A 22,913-nucleotide genomic window follows, 5' to 3' on the forward strand; every position below is an offset into this window, starting at 1 on the left:
TGACAACTATCTCAGGATAGGAAGGTAGTGACATATGATACTTGACATCGAAAAGCTCATGTTTGTCATCATCAGCCTGTAGCAATTGGTGGTATTTTTATGAATTCCCGGATTCGTTTTTTGATGTGCGCTCCTGACCACTATGATGTAGACTATGTGATTAATCCCTGGATGGAAGGGAATATTCACAAATCATCACGCGATCGCGCCGTAGAACAGTGGCAAGGACTACACCAAATCCTCAAGAAACACGCAATTGTGGATTTGGTGACACCGGAAAAAGGCTGGCCAGACATGGTGTTCACGGCTAACGCTGGTTTAGTCTTAGGTGAAAATGTGGTTTTAAGTCGCTTTTTACACAAAGAGCGTCAGGGAGAAGAGCCATATTTTAAACAATGGTTTGAAGATCATGGTTATACAGTTTATGAATTGCCTAAAGACTTACCCTTTGAAGGTGCAGGCGATGCACTGCTAGATAGAGAAGGGCGTTGGTTGTGGGCTGGTTATGGTTTCCGTTCAGAATTAGATTCTCATCCCTATTTGGCTAAATGGCTAGATATTGAAGTTCTATCCCTGCGGTTAATCGATGAGCGTTTCTATCATTTAGATACTTGTTTTTGTCCTTTAGCTAACGGTTATTTACTCTATTATCCTGGCGCGTTTGATTCCTATTCCAACCGCCTCATTGAAATGCGTGTGGCTGCTGACAAGCGTATCGCCATAGCTGAAGCTGACGCTGTCAATTTTGCTTGTAATGCGGTGAATGTAGAAAGCATCGTGATTATGAATAAAGCCAGTGAAGGCTTGAAATCTCGGCTTGCGGATGTGGGTTTTCAGGTTTTAGAAACAACCCTTACCGAATTCCTCAAAGCGGGTGGTGCGGCGAAATGTCTAACTTTACGTGTCACCGAACCAGTACAGGCGGAAGTTCACGCCAACGTTTCAGTTGAAAGTCGGATTATTCGCTTAGAAGGGCATTTGCTCGACTCTGGTTTGATTAACCGCGCCTTGGATATGATCGTCGATACTGGCGGTAGTTTCCAAGTTCTCAATTTCAATTTGGGAGAACAACGTCAAAGTACCTCCGCCGCAGAGGTGAAAGTTTCTGCACCTTCTCATGGGGTGATGGAAGAAATTATCTCCCTACTAATTGATTTAGGTGCGGTAGACCTACCACAAGATGAGAGAGATGTCAAGCTTGAGCCTGTAATTCAAGATGGTGTCGCCCCTGATGATTTCTACGTCAGTACAATTTATCCCACGGAAGTCAGAATCAACGGGCAGTGGGTGAAGGTAGAAAATCAACGCATGGACGGTGCGATCGCCATCACTCAAACCCCCACAGGTTTACTAGCACGGTGTAAAATCTTACGTGACCTGAAAGTGGGTGAACAGGTGGTAGTAGATGTGCAAGGTATCCGCACCATCCGCAAGACAGAATCACGGGAACAACGCAACTCTCAAGAATTTAGCTTTATGTCCTCTGGTGTTTCCAGTGAACGCCGTGTGGAATTAGTGGTGGAACAAGTCGCTTGGGAATTACGTAAAATTCGGGATGCTGGCGGTAAAGTAGTTGTCACGGCTGGGCCTGTGGTGATTCATACAGGTGGCGGCGAACATCTCTCACGACTGATTCGGGAAGGTTATGTACAGGCTTTACTGGGTGGAAATGCGATCGCCGTCCACGACATCGAACAAAATATGATGGGTACATCCTTGGGTGTAGACATGAAGCGGGGTGTAGCTGTGCGTGGTGGACATCGCCATCACCTCAAGGTAATTAATACCATTCGTCGTCACGGTAGCATTGCCAAAGCTGTAGAAGCTGGGGTAATTCGTAGCGGTGTGATGTATGAATGTGTCCGCAATCAAGTACCCTTTGTTTTAGCTGGTTCCATTCGGGATGATGGCCCCTTACCCGACACCCAAATGAATTTGATTGCAGCCCAGGAAGAATACGCCAAAAACCTCGAAGGTGCGGAGATGATTTTAATGTTGTCATCCATGCTGCACTCCATTGGCGTAGGGAATATGACCCCGGCTGGTGTGAAAATGGTCTGTGTGGATATTAACCCAGCCGTCGTGACTAAATTGAGCGATCGCGGTTCAATAGAATCAGTCGGCGTAGTCACAGATGTGGGATTATTCCTCAGTCTGTTAATCCAGCAATTAGATAAGTTGACAAGCCCCTACGTTTCTAAGGTAGGTTAATGAGGAAGTAGAGGGCAGGGGAGCAGGGAGCAGGGGAGAAACTCATCACCCTGCACCCTACCTCTAATTAACTTACACAAGACGCATAGAAAGGAAATGGTAAGAGTCGCTTTAACAAGAGAGCTGCAAATTAACTGGGTGAGTTTCATCGCTGACTTTATGTTAGTGGGAATGGTTTTCGGCCCTCCCATTGCTCCTTTTTTGGCTGCGTCTGGAGTTTGGTTACTTGGCACTATTGCGGACATCATTTATTTCATGGGTAATCATGTCTGTCCGCAACCAGATATGGGCTTAGATTTAGCACCCCCATTTCTCATGGCTGTGTGTATGCGCTGTTATGGTACTGTCACAGGATTACTCATCACACGGTTGCTATATGCTGTAACTGGTGGTAGCGGATTTTATTGGCTGAGTCAATACGGTTGGAATGGTGCGGCGTTAGCTAGTGTATTAATGATGGCGTATCCTCTGGAATTAGCAGCGCAAATTTTTGGCTTGTGGGATTTTAATAATTATTTAGTCACACCCTTTGGGTTAATTACAGGTTTAGCTTGGGGTTTGTTCATGATGCCATTTTTACATAGTTGGCAGCGTAATTAGACTAACAAATTGTCCTCATGAAAACCGACTCTATTTTTTATCAACTATTTCAGAACTTTCCCCATATATTCTTTGAGTTGATTGGGGCATCATCTATTAGAGGTGATGCTTATAAATTCATATCCGTCGAAATTAAGCAAACCGCTTTTCGGATTGATGGTCTATTTTTACCATCTCTTGATTTAGCCGATCAACCTATATATTTTGTGGAAGTTCAGTTTCAACCTGATCCTAGATTTTATTCGCGTTTTTTTAGCGAAATATTTCTGTATCTACGTCAGTATGATGTGCCTAATGATTGGCGGGGCGTTGTGCTGTATCCTCAACGGAGTCTAGATTCAGGAGTACCAATTCAATATCGTGGTTTGTTACTCACAGAACAAGTACAGCGTATATATTTAGACGAGTTAGATAGGAAAGCAGACAATTCAGTAGGTATTAGTATAGTTCAACTAATTGTAGAGTCAGAAACAACAGCGATCGCATCAGCCCAACAGTTAATTAACAAAGCTGGACAACAAATTGATGATGCAACTTTGAGAACAAAGATTTTAGAATTGATAGAAACGATACTAATATACAAGTTTCCACAAATGACTCGCCAGGAGTTAGAAGCTATGTTTGGATTTAGTGAGTTAAAGCAGACAAGATATTATCAAGATGTTAGGGAAGAGGCAAAGCAGGAAGCGTTATTAGCAGCAATACCTCGATTGTTGGCGTTGGGATTAACGGTGGAGCAGGTTGCTGAAGCTTTAGATTTAACTGTTGAACAAGTACAGCAAGCAACCAGTAAACAACCTCCGGAGACTGAAGAATAATACAAAAGAGTTTGGAACTTGAAAAACTCAACTACTTACTTCTAAACCACTCAGTAATCGCCTCTGCTAGAGTTTTGACTAACTTATTTTGCTCTTGGGGATTTGTCGCCTCCTCAAAATCATCAGGGTTACTCATAAAACCTAACTCCAATAATACCGATGGTGCAGTATGGGGACGTGTGAGTGCTAAATTTTGCCAATACAAACCATAAGAAGGCCTACCCAAATCATTAACTAAGCGGTTATGTAGTAAAGTAGCCAAGCTATGGGCTTGGGGATGATACCAATAGGTACTGACACCCCTGGTGTTTTCCGCATCACCATCATCGGGGAGAGAGCGATAGTGAAAAGTAAGAGCGATCGCAGGTGATTCTTGATCTATAATTTTCTGACGTTCCACTAGGGATAAGTCTCGATCATCTTCCCTCGTCATCACCACAATTGCACCCCGCCGCACTAACTCATCTCTCAATAGCTTGGTGACTTGCAAATTCAAGTCTTTCGCTAACAAACCAGTAGCCCCGACTGCACCCAATTCTTTACCACCATGTCCAGCATTGAGTACAATTTTGATTCCAGACAAGGGCTTTGCAAGAGAAGAATTAGCTAAATTGGGAGTTTTATCTTGCGCCCAAGTCACAGTAGGAGTGATCAGAAAATTTAAAAGGCTTGCGCCTACAAAATCCAAAATTAAGAAAGTGAGACTCAACAAACCTTTTAGCTTTTGCACCTGTATCAACTTGCTCAAATATCCTATTTAACGCTGCTAAACCATTCAGTTATCCCATCTGCTAAAGTGTTAGCTAACTTTTTCTGTTCTTGGGAATTTGTCACCCACTCAAATTCATTGGGATTACTCATAAAACCTAACTCTAATAATACTGAGGGTGCGGTGGCTGGGCGCGTGAGTGCTAAGTTATTCCAAAATACTCCGTAGGAAGGTCTGCCGAGTTTCTGTACGAGATAATTGTGCATGAACACAGCTAAACTGTGAGCTTGAGTATTATACCAAAATGTACCAACACCCTGCGTATTTTCCGCATCACCATTATCTGGTAGAGAATTGTAATGGATAGAAAGGGCGATCGCAGGTAATTCTCGATTGATAATTGCTTGACGCTCCGGTAAAGACACATCCCGATCATCTTCCCTCGTCATCACCACCGTGGCACCGCGTTTGACTAATTCCTCTTGCAACAGCCGAGATACAATCAAATTCACATCTTTTTCTAAATATCCAGTCGGCCCAGCTGCACCAGATTCTTTACCACCATGACCAGGATCTAGTAAAATCTTGATACCAGATAGTGGCTTTTGCCTACTCTGCTTGATAACAGGCGCATGACGTAAAGCCAAAACCAGGGTTGTACCGTTATATCTCAGCTTGTATCCCCATTGTTGGCGTTTTTTGAGGTTAAAGGTGTATTTTACCTGTCCTGGGGCTACCTGCTGCCAATCTAGGCGAGAAATTAAGGGGTCATCATCCAGGCGAATAATATCAGTTTGGGCAGTGGTGTTGTAGAGCGTGAGGCTCAAAGTTTGCTCACCTTGCTCTACACTCACAGGGACAGGAGCTTGTAGAGGGAAAACCATCTCTGTTGTATCGGGAAGTCTCCGATATCCCACACTGCGAATGATTGCGCGTGGCGGAATTGCTCCTGGTAAAGTCCTGGTTTCTTTGCTATTAATCCAGCCACCATAGTCTAAACGCAACCATTCACCCTCTATTCCTGTGACAGTTCCCCTTGTTCCCTGGGGTAATGGAGTTAGCCGAGAATAATCTGTACTAGGGCCAGTTCGAGCCACACCAGATTCTGGTGTCACCTCTATGACTGGTAACTGCGTTGGTGAGAGGATTGTGACTTTACCATTTCCTGGTTGAGCGATCGTCTTACCATTTAAAGTTAACTGAAATTCCGGTTTACCCAGATCAACACTATTTTGGCTTGAATCAGGAATAAAGTCACCAGAAATGATGTTATTCCCGATCAAAAAGGAGAAAGAGTTATCAGATTGGACGGTGGTGCAGCCCTCATACTTGTCGGCATTAGACTGGGTATTAGGTTGGTTTTGTCCCGTCAAAACAGCCAAATTACTTGGTAGTTGTGCTTGTTGTGGTTGAGGTAAAAGTCTCACAGTCTGATTCGCCAATTTCACAGAGACACTGGCGTTAGGTGGCGCAACTGCGCTAAAACAAATTAGTTCTCCCGGTAGTCTGGCGATGTCAGCAACTGGAGTCAGAGAACCTTGAGCAAAAGCTAATCCCTGTGGAATTTCCGGCTGGTTGCTAATCCTGTTCACTTTCATCTCCAGCACTTGATTTTGGTGACGGATGGTAAAAATATTCTCTCCCAACTTTAAGGGAAAGCTAGGTGCAAAGTGACCATCTCGACTGCGGCTTATTGGCTTACCATTAATGAGAACTTGTCCATTAGGTGGTGCTGTACCAATAAAGAAGATTTTTTCCGCACTTGTCTGATGATTGGTGGGAGGGTAAACAACTTTTAATGGTGTTGGTTGGGCCAATGCTACAGAGGAGGTGAGAAAGCAGCTTAAGATTACTGAGACGAGGATTTTTTTCACAGCAAAATCACAGAAAATTTCATGATGTGACACCAATTCACGAAAATTCTGCCACAGAATTCAAAATTACTGGTAAATGCCGGATTTCTTAATTTTAAATTTTGAATTTTGTAGCAAGATCCCGTAGGGTATGCGTGAATTTTGAATTGGTAAGACGGGATGTTCTTTTGGAAGTTATTTTTAGCAGTCGATGGCAATTCAAACTACTATGACTAAGTTTATCTTTGTAACTGGAGGGGTAGTTTCCAGTATTGGCAAAGGCATTGTAGCAGCAAGTCTGGGCCGTTTACTCAAATCACGAGATTATTCGGTGTCGATTTTGAAACTCGACCCTTATATTAATGTTGACCCAGGAACGATGAGTCCTTTTCAACATGGGGAAGTGTTTGTTACCCAAGATGGTGCAGAAACTGACCTAGATTTGGGACATTATGAACGCTTTACCGACACTTTGATGTCACGGCTAAACAGCGTTACCACCGGCTCAATCTATCAAGCAGTGATTACCAGAGAACGCCGGGGCGACTACAATGGCGGTACAGTACAGGTAATTCCCCACATTACTAATGAAATCAAAGAACGGATTTTGTTAGTAGCAAAAGAAACAAATCCGTCCGTAGTCATTACAGAAATTGGCGGTACTGTCGGTGATATTGAATCTCTGCCATTTTTGGAAGCTATACGTCAATTACGCAAAGAGGTAGGACGGCAAAATGTGCTGTATATGCACGTTACCTTAGTACCTTACATTGCTTCGGCAGGAGAAATGAAAACAAAGCCGACACAGCACTCAGTCAAGGAACTCAGATCAATTGGCATTCAACCAGATATTTTAGTCTGCCGGAGCGATCGCCCCATCCCAATGGGACTAAAACAAAAAATGTCAGAGTTCTGTGATGTCCCTGTTCAGTGTGTCGTTACTTCCCTAGATGCTAACAGTATCTACGAAGTACCACTGATTTTAGAACGGGAAGGACTGGCACAACAAGCCCTAGAGTTGTTGCAAATGGAACAACGCCAGCCCAATCTAGAACAATGGCAAACAATGGTAGAACGGCTATACAGTCCTAAACACCCCGTGGAAATCGCCATTGTCGGTAAATATGTCAGATTGAGTGATGCGTATTTATCTGTAGTAGAAGCACTGCGTCATGCAGCATTTGCCACACATGGAGATTTACGTTTACGCTGGGTAAACTCCGAAGACTTGGAAAATCAGCCAGCCGAAAAATATTTGGCTGGTGTAGATGGTGTGCTTGTACCTGGTGGTTTTGGTACCAGGGGGGTAGATGGCAAAATTGCCGCCATTAAATATGCCCGCGATCGCCAAATTCCTTTCCTCGGTTTATGCTTGGGAATGCAGTGTGCCGTTATCGAATGGGCGAGAAATGTCGCTGATTTAGCTGGTGCTAACAGTGCAGAATTTGATCCCGCCACCCAATACCCAGTTATTAACCTGCTACCAGACCAGCAAGATGTTGTAGACTTAGGCGGAACGATGCGCTTGGGAGTCTACCGTTGTCAAATTCTTCCCAATAGTTTGGCTTCCAAGCTTTACCAAGCAGAAGTCATCAGAGAACGCCATCGCCATCGCTACGAATTTAATAACGCATATCGACAGCTGTTATTAGATTCTGGCTATGTAATCAGTGGAACTTCTCCTGACGGACGCTTAGTAGAGATTGTAGAATTACCGCAACACCCATTTTTTATTGCGTGTCAATTCCACCCGGAATTCCAATCTCGTCCTAGCAACCCCCATCCTTTATTTCAAGGATTTGTGCAGGCTGCGATCGCTCGTAATCATCCCACTACTAGTATTCAAACACCTGTAGAGGTATCTTAGACAATTTACAATCCCCTACATTGATCCAAGGAAAAAGCATCTACCGAATTAAACATAGATTTTTGCAATTGTGCATCAACAAACAACAGCACTAAACTTATGACAGGGAAAACAGAGAAGTGGGAGTGGAGATTTTCTTGGCTCCCAACTTCCAAGGAACAGGGAAGAGGAAACAGAGAGAAGTGGGGAGATTTTCTTGGCTCCCAACTTCAACAGAATAGGGAACAAATTTAAAAGTTTCTCGGCATCAAGCTTTATTCTGAAAATCTGTACTGCCTTGACTTGTAATCTGCTGTATGAAATCTAGTGATTTCGTAAAATACAGGGTAAACATCAATCATGAACTTGGGACTTGAGGAGATGTTGTGGCGTACTGGGTAAAAGTTTTTTATGAGAGGAAAGAATATGTGATTAATTTTGACCGTGTTAATGCTTTTTGTTATGAAAAAAACGGCAGAGTAACCTTTTGGTTGCCTGATAGTGCCATTCCCGTAGTGATTAACCCGCAAAGTAATCTAGAAGATTATCAAAAAATTCTAGACTATATAGAGAAAGTTACTGGATTAGAAGTGGAAAATGCCTATTGGGTGAAAATCCTTTATGAAAGAAATGAATATGTGATTAACCTCAATTGCATTAGTTCTTTTTGTCAAGAACAAAATGGCAGGATAACCTTTTGGCTACCCGATGGCACTATCCCCATCGTCATTAACCCTGTAAATAATCCAGAGTCATACAACAAAGTATTACAGTTTGTGCAGAAGACTACGGGGTATTCTTTTTCTTAGTCAATAGTCAATAGTCAATAGTCAATAGTCAATAGTCAATAGTCAGCACTCATTACTCATTACTCAGCACTCAGCACTCATTACTCAGCACTCAGCACTCATTACTCAATAGTCAGCACTCATTACTCAGCACTCAGCACTCATTACTCATTACTCATTCCTTGTCCCCAGTCCCCAGTCCCCCTAACAGCTAACTTGGCTGCACCTACCATTCCGGCGGAATTACCTAACTGTGCGGGGAGAATTTGTAAGCCTGCGCGGGATGTGGGCATGACTCGCTTTTCAATTTCTGCTTTGACGGCTGGGTAGAAAAACTCGAAGCTAGCACTGACACCACCACCAATGACGATCGCTTGTGGTGTTAAAACGTAAATTAAACTAGTTAAACCAATACCTAAGTATCTACCGTATTCTTGCCAAAATTCTAAAGCTTTGACATCTCCGTTTTGCGCTCGCATTCCTAATTCTATGGGTTCACAGCCAGTCATGCGGCGAATGGCTTGAACCGAAGTATATTGCTCTAAAGAACCTGGATTACCACTCTTACACATTGGCCCATCAGGTTGGAGTGTAATTAATCCCAGTTCTCCGCCTGCACCTTGATGTCCTACAAACAAATTACCATCGAGGATAATCGCACCGCCAACGCCAGTTCCCAAAGTCAGCATAATAAAATTGCGAAACTGACTACCTGCACCTAACCAAGCCTCGGCGACACCTGCACAATTAGCATCATTCTCGATAATAGTCGGTTTGCCTGTTTTGGTTTCTAACCAATCAGCTAACGGGATATTCAACCATCCTGGTAAATTAATCGCAATTTGGGCGATGCGTCCTGTCGCATCAGCCGGGCCAGGAGTACCCACACCAATAGCTATAGTTTGATTATCTGGGTCAACTTGCGCGATCGCATCCACCATTACCGCCAACACAGCTTCCGGTGTTGCTGGTTGGGGTGTGGCGACAGTCAAAGATTGTAGACAACTACCATCTTGACTAAATCGCCCCAATTTAATCGCCGTTCCCCCTAAATCAATCCCAATTACTTGAGAATTTTCCACTTTCAAAGCCTCACACAACAATCAATCAGCTAGCAGTGACGTAGCTGATTAAAGTTTCCCCTAATACCAATTCGCAATTCGCAATTCGCAATTCGCAATTCGCAATTCGCAATTAAGAAAGTCAGAGACAATCTTGGTTTCAAGTTTTGCATCTGTTGCTTAATTTTAGTGAATTGGTATAAGTTAGTATTTCCTCTATTCCCTTTTACAAAAGCATACTAGCTTTTTTGAGCCTCTCCACTCACAAATGAGTTGAAGTCATCAGTCTGTTTTGCAGGGACACTAACATTAGTAGCAATAGTAGGACTCAAATTTGATTGTTCCCGCCAAGCCGTCACAGGCGCACCGTGTAAAATCCCCGCTAAAGTCACAGAAAGCATAAACCCACCAGCCGCCGCCGCAATTAAAGAAATGTTATCTTTCACTCTAATCTCTCATTTACAAATACAAAAATATTGCAAATCAATAGTCCAAAGTCCAAAGCCTATAGTTTCTAGTCTCAATCTAAATAACTAATGACTAATGACTCTTGACTATGGACTATTGACTATTTCCGGTTTCCATTTTCTCCCCGTAATTTAGGATTGACAAATTCATTTAACCCCTCACCGAGTAGTGATAACCCTACCACCATCAAAGTCATCGCCAAACCAGGAAACAGAGTAGTCCACCAAACACCGGTAGGTAAAGCTTCTAGTGCTTGTTTTAAATCATGTCCCCATTCGGGTACTTCTTCCGGTAAGCCTAACCCTAAAAAGCCTAAACCACCAAGTACCAAAATTGCGTCGGCAGCGTTGAGAGTGAAAAGTACGGGTACACTTTGAATGACATTCAAAAACAGATAGCGAGACAACACAACCCAAGTAGAAGCACCCATTGCTTGAGCCGCTTCAATAAACACTTCCGTCTTGACGCTCACAGTATGATTACGGACGACTCGGTAATATTGAGGGATGTATGCAATACTAATAGCGATCGCAGCGTTGAATATTCCTCGCCCCACAACAAACGCCAGTGTCACCGAAAGCAGCAGTCCTGGTAAGGTGTAGATGCTATCCATGAGAAACAGCAGCATCTTATCTAACCTACCACCGAGGTAGCCACTTAACATTCCCAGAGGTACACCAACCACCATACTGAGTGCAGTAGCCAAAATCACCACTTGCAAAGCCGCTTGTGCGCCAAATATCGTGCGGGAGAACACATCATGTCCTAAGCGACTAGTACCAAACCAGTATTTAGCAGAAGGGGCTGCTTGTATTGGGTTAGAGAGGAATTCTTTGGGATTTTGTAGCCATCCCCAAGATTGCAATACAGGTGCAAAGAAAGCCAGAAAAATGAAGAATAAAGTAATAGCTAACCCAATCAACATTAATTTTTGCGAAAGACTGGGATTTTTAGCAAAACTCACCAACTTTGGCAGACGACGTTTAGTGACGGTCATGGGCAATATGAGAAGCAAAATACGCTGACCATTGTAATGATTCGTTAGTCAATAGTCATTAGTCAATGGTCAATAGTCATTAGTCATTAGTCATTAAGTAAGTCGGTGCAATAAAACCAAACTATGTGAAGAAAAGTCAATAAGGCTCAAACTCTTTCTCCCCCTGCTCCCTGCCCCCTGCCCCCTGCCTTATTCCAACAATAATTATTTACACCGACCTACTTAGTCAGTGGGTTTGAAGCAAGAATCTCCCGCTAACCGCTTGCGCGGTGTAGCGGCGAGAGTGTCAAAAATACTTGAGTTGAATCTGAATATTGGTGTTGGGGCCAGCTAATATGAAAGCCGCTTCGCTGAATTCGGGTGCTTTGGTGCGAACTTCGGGGTTTCTGGAAAAGCCAAAGCCTTCTAAGGGTATACCTAGATTATTTCTGTTTAAGGTGCGATCGCTATTTTGATCATGAATCACAGCCACAGCATAACTACCAGCTTGTAAGTTATCAAAGCTCACTTTTACCGGAGTTTCACCAATTGTAGTACACTGGCTCTGGACAACACGCTTGGGATCGCTGGGAAATCCTTTACTGGCAGTAAAGACGCTAGCGCAAATTTGACCTTTTTGATTTTTCAAGCCATCAATTTCTACAGTCAGCGTGCCATTGAAGTTTGCTTTTACACTTGATGACCACGTTAAACCTCCAAACGCTGCAAGCAGCATTACGCTAACTGTCATTTTTTTCAGCATAAGATTTTTAGTTAAAACAAATACCAACAGTGAGTGCAGATTCATACTGACACGGAACTGTCAATCTAGGCAAGGGAGTGGAAGCGATGAGTGTTGAGTGCTGAGTGATGAGTGTTGAGTAATGAGTAATGAGTGCTGAGTATTGAGTGCTGAGTGCTGAGTGCTGAGTGCTGACTAATGACTATTGACTATTGACCATTCGGAATATGAATAATGAACTCAGCACCTCTACCTACTGTTGATACACAGTAAATTTGTCCCTGATGTTTCTCTACAATAATTTGATGACATATTGATAAACCTAATCCTGTGCCTTTACCTACTGGTTTGGTGGTAAAAAAGGGGTCAAATAATCTTGTTTTCACATCTTCGGGAATTCCTGGGCCATTATCAGCTATGCGAATCATGATTTGCTGATTATTCATGCTTTCAGTCCGAATCTGAATTTGTGGTTGAGTCAATGATTCTGGACTGTTACTCATAGATTCTTCCAACGCATCAATTGCATTGGCGATGAGGTTCATAAAAACTTGATTGAGTAAGCCAGGATAACAATCTACTGGGGGGAGATTACCATATTCTTTAATAATTCTGATACCAGGATGGTGGTGATGAGGTTTGAGGCGACTTTGTAAGATTAACAGTACACTATCAATACCTTCATGAAGGTCTACTGTTTTTTTGTCAGATTCGTCTAAACGGGAGAAATTACGCAAAGAACGCACAATTTGATCAATGCGTCCACAACCTGTTTTCATGGAAGTTAAAAGCTGGGGCAAATCATTCATCATAAACTCAAATTCATTTTGAGCGATCGCGTTAGCAATTTCTTCTACTGGTTGGGGATAATACTGACGATATAGGTTAATCAAGTCACGTAAATCATCAATATATTCCAAGGCATGAACCAGATTACCAGCAATAAAATTGACGGGATTATTGATTTCGTGAGCAATACCCGCTACTAATTGACCTAAAGAGGCCATTTTCTCATTTTGTAATAATCTGCTATAGTTTTTCTTTAAATCCCGAAACCCGGCTTTGGCTAATTCTGATTGTTCTTCTACACGCTGTAACTGAGTCAGGGTCAGAGTATGAATTTGGGAGTTAGCTAATAGTAGTTGATGAAAATCGATGATCCCGTATTTACCGGATTGAGTTCTAATGATAATTGGTTCGTAAACAAGTGCAGGCGATCGCTGCAATGCTGCCTGAGTTGCTTCTACAATTGTCATATCTTGGTCAAAGATGCACACTTCAGGCTGAAGAAAATTATACAAAGTTTCAATGGGACGCATGGAGAACAACCCGAAGCTATAAGGGCGACTCATATGCTCAAAAAATCTCTGTCGTGAAATCATCCCGACAAAATATTGATTTTTAGTCAAAATAATTCCTGGTAATAATGTTTCGGCTTCAAATGCTTTAATTAATGTATTTCCTGGGAGATTTAGCTCAATTTGGATTTCCCAAATGGGTAGTTCTTGTAAAGTCGAATCCAATTGCAAGCTCGTTTTACTAGCATCGTTCATGCTATGGATAGCAAGCATAATCTCCATCCTTTTCGCTTGGTGCTGTATCGCTTTTAGTTGCGTCATAGGGCATTGCATATTTGCAGAATGACTTGATTGGTTTTGTTAGGATGGGCATCTTGCCATTCCCTAATATTTTGGGGTGGGTAAGATGTCTACCCTGCAAGATTCATTCCTGAATTCAGCAACACCCTTGGAAGAAATTTTTCTCTTGTTCCAGTACAAATTACTAGAACCAACATGATTACTAAATTCAGTCTTCCCAAAATTGCTTTACAAATTTTAATCACAGCTAGAATTTGGCTCAACTTTACTCAATCTTTACGAGCCGTGATGCGTAAAGCCCCCAAGTATGAAGCACAAAACCAATAAGTTTTGTGCTTCATACGTCTTTTAAGTGGGAGATATAAGTTTCGACTACGCTCAACTGTCGCCAATAGGACAAATAAATTTGTCCATGGTGCTTATAAAGCGTAAAGACGATTTATAATATTATCGGAGGTGATAAACAAGTGTTTAATCTGACATACGAATTTAAGCTAAAACCAACTCATGCACAGACTCAGATGTTTGAAGACTGGCTAGAAATCAATCGCCGCGTCTACAACTATGCTTTGGCTGAACGCAAGGATTGGTATTTATCACGTAGTTGCCAGGTTAATGCTTGTTCACTTAAGCACGGATACATCATTCCTGTTGACACACCTCGTCCAACCTACGCCAGTCAGTGTAAAGCGTTAACTGCTGCAAAGAAGGAGTTTTCAGAACTCAAGCAAGTACAGTCTCAAGTTTTACAGCAAACTCTCAAACGCCTAGAAGTGGCATTTGTAGCAATGTGGGAACGTAATCATGGGTTTCCACGTTTTAAAAAGGCTGGAAAAATGCGGTCTTTTGTCTTCCCACAAATGCAAGGTGAAAGGCTCAAGCCAGGGATGGTTAACTTTCCAGTGATTGGATGGGTTAAACTCCGGCAGTCAAGGGGAATACCTGACGGTGGGCTAGTCAAGCAAGCCCGTGTAGTTAAACGTGTCTCTGGGTGGTATGTGATGCTAACCATTCAATGGGATGTGTCTATACCTCAGCCAATGCCTCACTCTGAAGGAGTAGGAATTGATGTAGGACTAACAAGTTTTATTGCAACTTCTAATGGTCTTTTAGTCAAACGTCCGAGGTTTTTTGTAGATGCCGAACGCAAGCTGAAATTGCTGCAACAGTGTGTTTCCAGAAAACGATTAGGCTCAAACAATTGGCGCAAAGCCCAAGCGAGAGTGCAAAAACTGTATGAGTACGTTGCTAACTGCCGTAAAGACTGGCACAGAAAACTGTCTCACCAAATCTGCAAAGATGCCGGAATGGTATTTGTTGAAGACTTGAATCTAGTAGGGTTATCTCGCGGAATCTTGGGTAAACATTTCCTAGATGCTGGATTTGGTCAATTCTTCAGCATACTTGAACAAACCTGTTTTAAGCGTGGTGTTTATTTCCAGAAAGTAGACAGTCGCAAAACAAGCCAGATTTGTCCTAGTTGTGGTGTTGAGACAGGTAAAAAAGAACTCTCGCAACGTACTCATGTTTGTTCAAATTGCGGCTATACCACTGATAGAGATGTGGCCGCCGCACAGGTAGTTCTAGTTAGAGGACTTGCAGCCGTAGGGCATACGGTCAAGATGCTTGCTGAGGGTAAATTCATTGGAATCCCCGCGAAGCAAGAATCCCCCGTTTTATAAACGGGGGAGTGTCAAAGGCCGACTTTTCTGAAAAAAGGAAAAGTTGATAACTAATACCCAGTCCCCAATCCTTCCCATGCGTGAGACAATCAGGTAACACAATCGCAATACAAGCGGTTATACCAATTTGGGACTTGGGATTTGGGATTTGGGATTTTGGATTAAAAGCCTAGATTCTTAGACTATTCCAGAATCTCGAAACAATACCACCTATGCCAATTCGGTATTAAAGTACGGAAGGAACAAGATGTCAGAGAATTTTAGAAGTAAAGTTGTCACACAAGGAGTGCAGCGATCGCCCAATCGCGCTATGCTGCGTGCAGTAGGTTTTCAAGATGAAGACTTCAATAAGGCAATTGTCGGTATTTCTAATGCCTACAGTACGATCACTCCCTGTAATATGGGTATCAATCAATTAGCCCAAAGAGCCGAAGCGGGGATTAAAAAAGCCGGAGCTATGCCCCAAATGTTCGGTACAATCACCATTAGTGATGGTATTTCAATGGGAACAGAAGGGATGAAATATTCCCTCGTCTCACGAGAAGTTATTGCTGACTCCATTGAAACCGCCTGCAACGGTCAAAGTATGGATGGCGTGATTGCTATCGGTGGCTGTGATAAGAATATGCCAGGGGCAATGATTGCTATGGCCAGGATGAATATTCCAGCAATCTTTGTGTATGGTGGCACAATTAAACCAGGACACTACAACGGACGCGACTTAACTGTTGTCAGTTCCTTTGAGGCTGTGGGTCAATACAGTGCAGGTAAAATTGACGACACCGAACTCATCGCAGTGGAACGAAACGCTTGTCCTGGTGCTGGTTCTTGCGGTGGGATGTACACAGCTAACACCATGTCTTCAGCTTTTGAAGCGATGGGGATGAGTTTACCCTATTCTTCCACCATGTCGGCGGAAGATGACGAAAAAGCCGATAGTACCGAAGAATCAGCCAAAGTATTAGTAGAAGCGATTCGCAATCAATTATTACCCCGGCAAATTATTACGCGCAAATCTATAGAAAATGCTATTTCCGTAATTATGGCTGTGGGTGGTTCAACAAATGCTGTATTACATTTTCTCGCGATCGCGCGTGCGGCTGGTGTAGAACTAAATATAGATGATTTTGAAACTATCCGTGGTCGTGTCCCCGTTTTATGTGACTTAAAACCCAGTGGCCGCTATGTCGCCACAGATTTACATAAAGCTGGTGGTATTCCCCAAGTGATGAAAATGCTACTTGTGCATGGGTTACTTCACGGAGATTGCATTACTATTACTGGCAAAACTATTGCCGAAGTTTTAGCAGATATCCCCGACGAACCACCCGCCGGACAAGACGTGATTCGTCCTTGGAATAAACCTATGTACGCGCAAGGTCACTTAGCCATCCTCAAAGGGAACTTAGCGACAGAGGGCGCGGTAGCTAAAATTACTGGGGTAAAAAATCCCAACATTACAGGCCCTGCAAGGGTATTTGATTCCGAAGAAGAATGTTTAGACGCTATCCTGGCAGGTAAGATTAAAGCCGGAGATGTGATTATTATTCGCTACGAAGGCCCCAAAGGCGGCCCCGGTATGCGGGAAATGTTAGCACCCACCTCTGCAATTATCGGTGCAGGTTTGGGTGATAGCGTAGGGTTAATTACCGACGGACGTTTCTCTGGTGGTACTTACGGCATGGTAGTGGGACACGTTGCACCAGAAGCTGCCGTTGGTGGTGCGATCGCTCTAGTGGAAGAAGGTGATAGCATCACGATTGATGCTCATTCTCGCCTATTACAAATCAACATCTCTGACGAAGAATTAGCCAGCCGTCGTGCCAAATGGCAACCCCGTCCACCTCGTTACACAAAAGGTATCTTAGCGAAATACGCTAAGTTAGTATCTTCTAGCAGTGTCGGTGCTGTCACAGATTTGGATTTGTTTAATTAACGTCAGTTTGAGTTAAGGCTATTTTCTGATTCTTTCCACGAAAGAATAGCTGTTATAGCCAAATTGAGAATCCGTTTTTTAGCTTATCCTGTAGGAGATAGGAGGAGAGATCCAGAACATCGCTTGTATCTCTCCTCCCGTTTTGATTATCCACATTTTTCTAGGGGACTTCCAGAAAATAAACTATCCAAATTTATCTTATTTAAAACAGCTGTTTTTCCCCCTGCTCCCTTCGACTGCGCTCAGGGCAAGCCTGCTCCCTGCCCCCTTGCCATCAACGTGATAGTATATTTTTTAAATTGGAAGTCCCTAGAGGGTAATTTCAGCTTTCATCACAGTAGTATCGTTAGTAGCTTCCACATGAAAGCCGAGTTTTTCACAGACTCTTTGCATCCCATAATTATCAGCTAGGATATCAGCCCTGATGTGGGTGATTTGCTCATCACGCCCGACTTGTAGGAGTCGCTTGACGAGTTCTGTACCTATGCCTTGACATTGATCGCGATCGCTGACTAAAATCGCAAACTCCGCAGCATTTGTCCCATGCAATTTACTTAATCTTCCCACTGCTAAGATTTGCCGTGTTCCGGTTTGAGCATCTTGATGTTCTACAACTAACGCCATTTCGCGGTCATAATCAATAAAGCAGATACGGGTTAACCGTTCGTGGGTGATGCGATGACTTAATTTCATCATGTGGAAGTAGCGAAAATAAACGCTTTCTGCGGAAAGTGTCTCGTGAAATTTCACCATTAATGGTTCGTCTTCGGGACGAATGGGACGGATAGTTACAGATGTACCGTCTTTCATTGTCCACTCTCCTACATATTGCGTAGGATAGTGACGAATGGCTAACTTGGGTAATTGCGCTTCTGTGATTTCCGACTCATGCAGCACTACCCGCGCATCTAAAGCAATTAATCCACCATTATTTTGATTGTGTGGGTTGGGAGGAGTCGCCAACAAGGGATTAATATCAATTTCTTTAATCCAACGCTGTTCAACTACCAAGTGACTAAACGCCACTAATAGTTGTTCTAGGGCATCCATATCAATACTTTGCCTACCCCGCACACCTTTAAGGGCTTTGTAAATTTTAGTGTGTTCCATCATCCGCCGCGCCAAAGTTGTGTTTAGTGGAGGTAGTGCGATCGCTCTATCTTGAAATACTTCTACTAATTGTCCCCCAGTCCCAAACAACAACACTGGCCCAAATTGCGGATCTAAACTACTACCAATAATCAGTTCGTAGCCGTCCATTTTCACCATTGGCTGCACAGTCACACCCAGAAAATGAGGTGACTGTTGACTATCAACTATTGAATGTTGGTCATCAACTATTGAATGTTGGTCATCAACTATTGAATGTTGACCATTAACTATTGAATGTTGACTATTGACTATTGAATGTTGACCATCAACTATTGAATGTTGGTCATCAACTATTGAATGTTGGTCATCAACTATTGAATGTTGACTATTGACTATTGAATGTTGACCATCAACTATTAAATGTTGACTATCAACTATTAAATGTTGACTATCAACTATATTTACTACTTTTTCGCGCACATTAGCTTCTATAGTCCGATAAGCACGCCTAACTGCATCTGCATCTTGTAAATTTAATTGGACACCACCGACATCTGTTTTATGGGTGATAGTTTGGGAATAGAGTTTCACCACCACTGGATAACCCAAATTTTCTGCACATCGCACTGCTTCATCTTCAGTAGCAGCGACACAGGTGGCAACAATGGGAATACCATAGGCAGCTAAAATCTGTTTTGATTCATATTCCGTTAGAATAGTCCTTCCTGCCTGACGCGCCGAGGAGATAATATTTTCTACTAAATTGCGATAGGGAATCCCATTACCTGCGTCAATTGCTGGTAATACTGGCGTTTCGTAGATACCGCGTAGGTTATAGCTAGATTGCCACATATAACTAAACACTCGCGCCGCCGTATCTGGGTAAGGATAAGTGGGAATGCGTTGACGATTGAGCATAATTTCCCCCTCTGCAACATCTGCACCCCCCATCCAACTAGCAAGGATGGGTTTACCTGGGATTTGGGCGTAGGGTTTTAACTGTTCTGCTGTTTGGGTGGGGTCAGTCATGGCTTGGGGTGTGAGAATCACCAACAAACCATCACTGTTGGGATCTTGCGCTGCAATTTCCAAAGCTTGGGTATAGCGTTGGGGGTCAGCGTCACCCAAAATATCAATCGGATTATTATGACTCCAGTGTTGGGGGAGAATTGTGTTGAGGGAGTCCATAACTTCTGGGGAAATCGCTGCTAGTTCGCCGCCAGTTTCAATTAAAGCATCGGTCGCCAATACCCCAGGCCCCCCAGCATTGGTGAGAATTGTTAATCTTGACCCTTGGGGACGGGGTTGTTTTGCTAGTACCTCCGCCATATCAAACAAATCAGAAATACTGTCAACCCTTAACACCCCACAACGTCGGAATGCTGCATCTAAAACCGCATCACTACCAGCTAAAGCCCCAGTGTGGGAAGCGGCGGCTTTGGCGGCGGCGGCTGTACGTCCGGCTTTAATCACAATAATCGGTTTAGTCAATGCAACTTCTCGTGCAGCCGAGATAAAAGACCGGGCATCACCGATAGATTCCATGTAGATAACGATACTTTTGGTTTGGGGGTCATCACCCAAGTAATAAATCAAGTCTCCCCAACCCACATCTAACATTGAACCGATGGAAACGAACGCGCTAAACCCGACATTTTCCCGCACACTCCAATCTAAGATGGCGGTACACAACGCCCCACTTTGACTGAGAAAACCCACATTCCCAGAACGTGCCATTGCACTGGCAAATGTAGCATTTAAACCGCTTTGGGGACTCATTACACCCAAACAATTCGGGCCGATGATGCGGATTTTACCTCGTCGCGCTTGGGTTAAGATTTCCTGTTCTAAAGCAATTCCCTCCGCACCAGCTTCTTTAAAACCAGCCGAAATAATAATTGCTCCTTTCACCCCTGCATCGACACATTCAGCAATTACACCAGGAACTGTGGGGGCTGGTGTAGCAATTACTGCTAAATCCACCTGCTCTGGAATTTCGGCAATTGAGGGATAGGCTTTGATTCCGAGGACACTATGGCGTTTGGGATTGACGGGGAAAACTGTACCGCCAAAGGGACTGCTAATTAAATTCCATAAAATCGTGCGTCCAACACTACCGGCTTTTTCACTCGCACCAATGACAGCAACACTTTGGGGTGCAAAAATGGCATGGAGAGGATTGACCTTCTCTGCCTGCAAAATATCATAAGCGCGATCAATATTGGTAGTAGGCTTAAGAGATTGTGGCATCAATCCTCCAGATGATTTGCTGAGTGATGAGTGCTGAGTGCTGAGTGCTGAGTTTTGAGTGCTGAGTTTTGAGTGCTGGGTGCTGAGTGTTTGTTAATCAATGAAGCTATAGAAATCGTATTTAATTTCTGCGAAGCTAGGTACACTTTTATTTCGTCTTTCCTGTTCCCTGTTCCCCGTTCCCTGTTCTCTCCCTATGCAAATAATTTCAATAATCAAGTCGGATTCCTATATCTAAACTAATTCTTGAACTTCTACCCAATAGGTGTGAATTCTGTCCAAAATTTGAATGATTTTTAATAAGGCTAGTGATTTACCGATTTCAGCAATTCGGGAGAGGCGATCGCCAATTTCAAAGTTAAATCCTGGTATCGTTACTAACCAAGCTGTAGGAGAATAACCGTATAAAGCCTGAGTTAAAGCCAATAGCGATCGCGGATCACAAATATGAACACTGTTATCTAAATCATCCGACGGCGAGAGGGGTTGTATTTGCACATCCCAGTCATCGGTAGGTAAACAAGCATCTACAAATATAGCTAAATCTGTTTTTGCTAAGGACGCGGCTAAATCTGGGGTTAGTTGTTGTATTGCCAAGGATTTTACAGACGGTAAATGCCAATTAGCAATTTCATTGGCTATTTGCTGTCCTATGCCATCATCGCTTCTCAGTTCGTTACCATATCCGATCACCATCACAGTCTTATTCATTGTTTAACTCTCTAGATATCAAAAATTGCCAATTTCAGAATGTAGTAAAAGTCAGCAAATTTATCAGTATTCTTTTATTAAGGTGTTCAATTTGAAACAATAAACGAACAATTTGAGGAAGTTGTGAGGGATGGGAAATAAGCAGGAGAGGCAGGGGAAGTAGGGGAAGCAGGGGAGGCAGGGGAAGCAGGGGAGGCAGGGGAAGCAGGGGAGGAAAGAGGTTTATTTTTCGGAAATTCTTCTCTCCTGCTGTCTACCTGACTTAACCAAAAAATTTCTTACCCTTACACCCTTACACCCCCACACCCTTCACCCTGAGTTTTTCGATTTTTTAATTTTTTATTTGAAATTACCACCTAGCAGCTATGGTAATTCTATGATTAACTTGTGTAGCGCAACACAATCAAACACCGACCCAATATTCTGATGTGAGGCTGTTTTATGTCTGAAGTTAATTACCAACAGCCAATTAGTACGGTAGCCACTCTGATGGAAAAGTACCATCTGGGTGAGAGAGATTTTAGCCGAGCCGAATTAGGTGATGCGGATTTGCAAGGCGTGAACTTGAAAGGCTCTGATTTGAGTTACGCTGATTTGAGTACAGCTAATCTCATGGGTGCAAATCTCAGGGGTACTGATTTGAGCTTTGCTGATTTGAGTCAAGCTAATTTACAAAATGCAGACTTACGAGGCGCAATGTTAATGTCGGCGGATTTGCGTCACGCCAACTTGCAAGGAGCAATGCTAGAAAAAGCCGATTGCGATCGCAATACCCATTTTCCCACCAACTTTGATCCCATAACCGCCGGTTTGCAGCACAAAGATTAGTCTTCAGCAACACGGGAAAATTCAGGACAAGGGGCAGGGGGCAGGCTTCCGCCGTGAGCGTCAGCCGAACGGGAGCAGGGGGGAGAATAGGGTATTCTTAAAGAAATCCTGAAGTTTCCCATAGTTAATGACAAAAGTTACTTTCAGGTAGAGAAAATGTGTAATTATTACTAACGAGATTACACATATTCAATGAATAGAGTTAACTAGGTGTTGCTTCACCACTGCCTACAAAAATTACAAAAATATCCCTATTGCCTCACAGCAACAATCATCTTTGCTGTGACTACAACTGTTACACTAAATCACAGTCAATCTGCTGTAGCAGAGATTATTGAAGATAAAACATTACCCGATAATTCTCAAGTTACCTTATCTCGTGGGACTTTCTTAATTGAAGGTGGCACTCAGATTGGGAACAATCTATTTCACAGTTTTTCTGAGTTTTCTTTGCAAGAAAATTACATAGCTTATTTTAATAATCATACTGATATTCAAAATATTTTCAGTCGTGTTACAGGAAACAAACCATCTTATATCAATGGGTTAATTCAGGTAAATCCTAGAGCTAATCTATTTTTGATTAATCCTAATGGTATCAGTTTCGGTGCTAAGGCTAGACTCCAAATCGGCGGCTCATTTTTTGCTAGTACGCTAATAGTATTAATTTTAATAACGGCGAAAAATTTAGTACCAAACCCGAAGAAAGTTCACCTTTACTGACAGTTAAAACTCCCATCGGCT

The 22,913-nt window shown here is 42.9% G+C and carries 19 protein-coding genes and 1 pseudogene; 10 read left to right on the forward strand and 10 right to left on the reverse strand.

The window, feature by feature from the left end:
• Window positions 1-99: 99 nt before the first annotated feature.
• From argZ to CV014_RS02050, 3 genes are all read left to right on the forward strand, one after another.
• A complete protein-coding gene (gene argZ / locus CV014_RS02040) occupies window positions 100-2,211 on the forward strand; it encodes a bifunctional arginine dihydrolase/ornithine cyclodeaminase (RefSeq protein ID WP_236140500.1) in 2,112 nt (703 codons plus the stop codon).
• Window positions 2,212-2,307: 96 nt separating this feature from the next.
• Window positions 2,308-2,811 (forward strand): DUF2085 domain-containing protein, encoded by a 504-nt coding sequence (locus tag CV014_RS02045; protein WP_236140501.1) that lies wholly within the window; start codon window positions 2,308-2,310, stop codon window positions 2,809-2,811.
• A gap of 17 nt (window positions 2,812-2,828) precedes the next feature.
• A complete protein-coding gene (locus CV014_RS02050) occupies window positions 2,829-3,629 on the forward strand; it encodes an Rpn family recombination-promoting nuclease/putative transposase (protein ID WP_236140502.1) in 801 nt (266 codons plus the stop codon).
• Between the two features lie 31 nt (window positions 3,630-3,660).
• Here the strand turns inward: CV014_RS02050 and CV014_RS02055 are convergent.
• Both CV014_RS02055 and CV014_RS02060 read right to left on the reverse strand, forming a co-directional pair.
• Window positions 3,661-4,218, reverse strand: a pseudogene (locus CV014_RS02055) (N-acetylmuramoyl-L-alanine amidase family protein); the annotation flags it as partial.
• Window positions 4,219-4,382: 164 nt separating this feature from the next.
• Entirely contained in the window at window positions 4,383-6,212 is a 1,830-nt protein-coding gene (locus CV014_RS02060) for an N-acetylmuramoyl-L-alanine amidase (RefSeq protein WP_236140552.1), read from the reverse strand.
• 208 nt (window positions 6,213-6,420) lie between these two features.
• Here CV014_RS02060 and CV014_RS02065 point away from each other — a divergent pair, with 208 nt between their 5' ends.
• Together CV014_RS02065 and CV014_RS02070 are read left to right on the forward strand one after the other, a co-directional pair.
• Window positions 6,421-8,058, forward strand: a complete 1,638-nt coding sequence (locus tag CV014_RS02065; RefSeq protein WP_236140503.1) for a CTP synthase — start codon at window positions 6,421-6,423, stop codon at window positions 8,056-8,058.
• Between the two features lie 365 nt (window positions 8,059-8,423).
• The gene (locus CV014_RS02070; RefSeq protein ID WP_236140504.1) at window positions 8,424-8,846 is read left to right on the forward strand and encodes a hypothetical protein; all 423 of its coding nucleotides are present in this window, start codon (window positions 8,424-8,426) and stop codon (window positions 8,844-8,846) included.
• A gap of 143 nt (window positions 8,847-8,989) precedes the next feature.
• Here the strand turns inward: CV014_RS02070 and CV014_RS02075 are convergent, their stop codons facing one another.
• The 5 genes from CV014_RS02075 to CV014_RS02095 form a co-directional block, all read right to left on the reverse strand.
• Window positions 8,990-9,907 carry an ROK family protein gene (locus CV014_RS02075; RefSeq protein WP_236140505.1) on the reverse strand — a complete coding sequence of 306 codons (918 nt, stop codon included), beginning with the start codon at window positions 9,905-9,907 and terminating at the stop codon, window positions 8,990-8,992.
• A gap of 218 nt (window positions 9,908-10,125) precedes the next feature.
• A complete protein-coding gene (locus CV014_RS02080) occupies window positions 10,126-10,332 on the reverse strand; it encodes a hypothetical protein (protein ID WP_236140506.1) in 207 nt (68 codons plus the stop codon).
• 122 nt (window positions 10,333-10,454) lie between these two features.
• Complete coding sequence (locus tag CV014_RS02085; protein WP_236140553.1) at window positions 10,455-11,351, reverse strand: ABC transporter permease; 897 nt, start codon at window positions 11,349-11,351, stop codon at window positions 10,455-10,457.
• A 286-nt stretch (window positions 11,352-11,637) separates the two neighbouring features.
• Window positions 11,638-12,093 carry a DUF2141 domain-containing protein gene (locus CV014_RS02090; protein WP_236140507.1) on the reverse strand — a complete coding sequence of 152 codons (456 nt, stop codon included), beginning with the start codon at window positions 12,091-12,093 and terminating at the stop codon, window positions 11,638-11,640.
• 188 nt (window positions 12,094-12,281) lie between these two features.
• Window positions 12,282-13,643 carry a sensor histidine kinase gene (locus tag CV014_RS02095; RefSeq protein WP_236140508.1) on the reverse strand — a complete coding sequence of 454 codons (1,362 nt, stop codon included), beginning with the start codon at window positions 13,641-13,643 and terminating at the stop codon, window positions 12,282-12,284.
• A gap of 222 nt (window positions 13,644-13,865) precedes the next feature.
• Between CV014_RS02095 and CV014_RS29810 the strand changes: the two genes are divergently transcribed.
• From CV014_RS29810 to ilvD, 3 genes are all read left to right on the forward strand, one after another.
• Window positions 13,866-13,997, forward strand: a complete 132-nt coding sequence (locus CV014_RS29810; RefSeq protein ID WP_268964444.1) for a hypothetical protein — start codon at window positions 13,866-13,868, stop codon at window positions 13,995-13,997.
• A gap of 140 nt (window positions 13,998-14,137) precedes the next feature.
• Window positions 14,138-15,352 (forward strand): RNA-guided endonuclease InsQ/TnpB family protein, encoded by a 1,215-nt coding sequence (locus CV014_RS02100; RefSeq protein ID WP_236140509.1) that lies wholly within the window; start codon window positions 14,138-14,140, stop codon window positions 15,350-15,352.
• Between the two features lie 247 nt (window positions 15,353-15,599).
• Window positions 15,600-17,288 (forward strand): dihydroxy-acid dehydratase, encoded by a 1,689-nt coding sequence (gene ilvD / locus CV014_RS02105; RefSeq protein ID WP_236140510.1) that lies wholly within the window; start codon window positions 15,600-15,602, stop codon window positions 17,286-17,288.
• Between the two features lie 309 nt (window positions 17,289-17,597).
• On the opposite strand, the gene acs is transcribed toward ilvD, so the two are convergent.
• From acs to CV014_RS02120, 3 genes are all read right to left on the reverse strand, one after another.
• Window positions 17,598-20,630 carry an acetate--CoA ligase alpha subunit gene (gene acs / locus CV014_RS02110; RefSeq protein ID WP_236140511.1) on the reverse strand — a complete coding sequence of 1,011 codons (3,033 nt, stop codon included), beginning with the start codon at window positions 20,628-20,630 and terminating at the stop codon, window positions 17,598-17,600.
• Window positions 20,630-20,776, reverse strand: a complete 147-nt coding sequence (locus CV014_RS02115) for a hypothetical protein (protein ID WP_236140512.1) — start codon at window positions 20,774-20,776, stop codon at window positions 20,630-20,632. The genes acs and CV014_RS02115 overlap by 1 nt, the downstream gene beginning before the upstream one ends.
• Window positions 20,777-20,864: 88 nt before the next feature.
• On the reverse strand, window positions 20,865-21,341 hold the full coding sequence (locus CV014_RS02120; RefSeq protein WP_236140513.1) for a hydrogenase maturation protease: 477 nt from the start codon (window positions 21,339-21,341) through the stop codon (window positions 20,865-20,867).
• A 441-nt stretch (window positions 21,342-21,782) separates the two neighbouring features.
• Between CV014_RS02120 and CV014_RS02125 the strand changes: the two genes are divergently transcribed.
• Both CV014_RS02125 and CV014_RS02130 read left to right on the forward strand, forming a co-directional pair.
• A complete protein-coding gene (locus CV014_RS02125; protein ID WP_236140514.1) occupies window positions 21,783-22,169 on the forward strand; it encodes a pentapeptide repeat-containing protein in 387 nt (128 codons plus the stop codon).
• A gap of 282 nt (window positions 22,170-22,451) precedes the next feature.
• Window positions 22,452-22,892: a filamentous hemagglutinin N-terminal domain-containing protein gene (locus CV014_RS02130; protein WP_236140515.1), complete on the forward strand. Its 441-nt coding sequence runs from the start codon at window positions 22,452-22,454 to the stop codon at window positions 22,890-22,892.
• Window positions 22,893-22,913 lie beyond the last annotated feature (21 nt).

Origin of the sequence: Nostoc sp. CMAA1605, from assembly GCF_021596505.1 — a bacterium.
In the GTDB taxonomy this organism is placed as follows: domain Bacteria; phylum Cyanobacteriota; class Cyanobacteriia; order Cyanobacteriales; family Nostocaceae; genus Trichormus.

Excerpts from the sequence above, each read along its gene's own strand:
- CV014_RS02090 (WP_236140507.1), bottom strand. The coding sequence starts at position 12,093 with ATGCTGAAAAAAATGACAGTTAGCGTAATGCTGCTTGCAGCGTTTGGA.
- acs (WP_236140511.1), bottom strand. The coding sequence starts at position 20,630 with ATGCCACAATCTCTTAAGCCTACTACCAATATTGATCGCGCTTATGAT.
- CV014_RS29810 (WP_268964444.1), top strand. The coding sequence starts at position 13,866 with ATGATTACTAAATTCAGTCTTCCCAAAATTGCTTTACAAATTTTAATC.
- CV014_RS02045 (WP_236140501.1), top strand. The coding sequence starts at position 2,308 with ATGGTAAGAGTCGCTTTAACAAGAGAGCTGCAAATTAACTGGGTGAGT.
- CV014_RS02065 (WP_236140503.1), top strand. The coding sequence starts at position 6,421 with ATGACTAAGTTTATCTTTGTAACTGGAGGGGTAGTTTCCAGTATTGGC.
- CV014_RS02120 (WP_236140513.1), bottom strand. The coding sequence starts at position 21,341 with ATGAATAAGACTGTGATGGTGATCGGATATGGTAACGAACTGAGAAGC.
- CV014_RS02125 (WP_236140514.1), top strand. The coding sequence starts at position 21,783 with ATGTCTGAAGTTAATTACCAACAGCCAATTAGTACGGTAGCCACTCTG.
- CV014_RS02095 (WP_236140508.1), bottom strand. The coding sequence starts at position 13,643 with ATGCTTGCTATCCATAGCATGAACGATGCTAGTAAAACGAGCTTGCAA.
- argZ (WP_236140500.1), top strand. The coding sequence starts at position 100 with ATGAATTCCCGGATTCGTTTTTTGATGTGCGCTCCTGACCACTATGAT.
- CV014_RS02085 (WP_236140553.1), bottom strand. The coding sequence starts at position 11,351 with ATGACCGTCACTAAACGTCGTCTGCCAAAGTTGGTGAGTTTTGCTAAA.
- ilvD (WP_236140510.1), top strand. The coding sequence starts at position 15,600 with ATGTCAGAGAATTTTAGAAGTAAAGTTGTCACACAAGGAGTGCAGCGA.
- CV014_RS02050 (WP_236140502.1), top strand. The coding sequence starts at position 2,829 with ATGAAAACCGACTCTATTTTTTATCAACTATTTCAGAACTTTCCCCAT.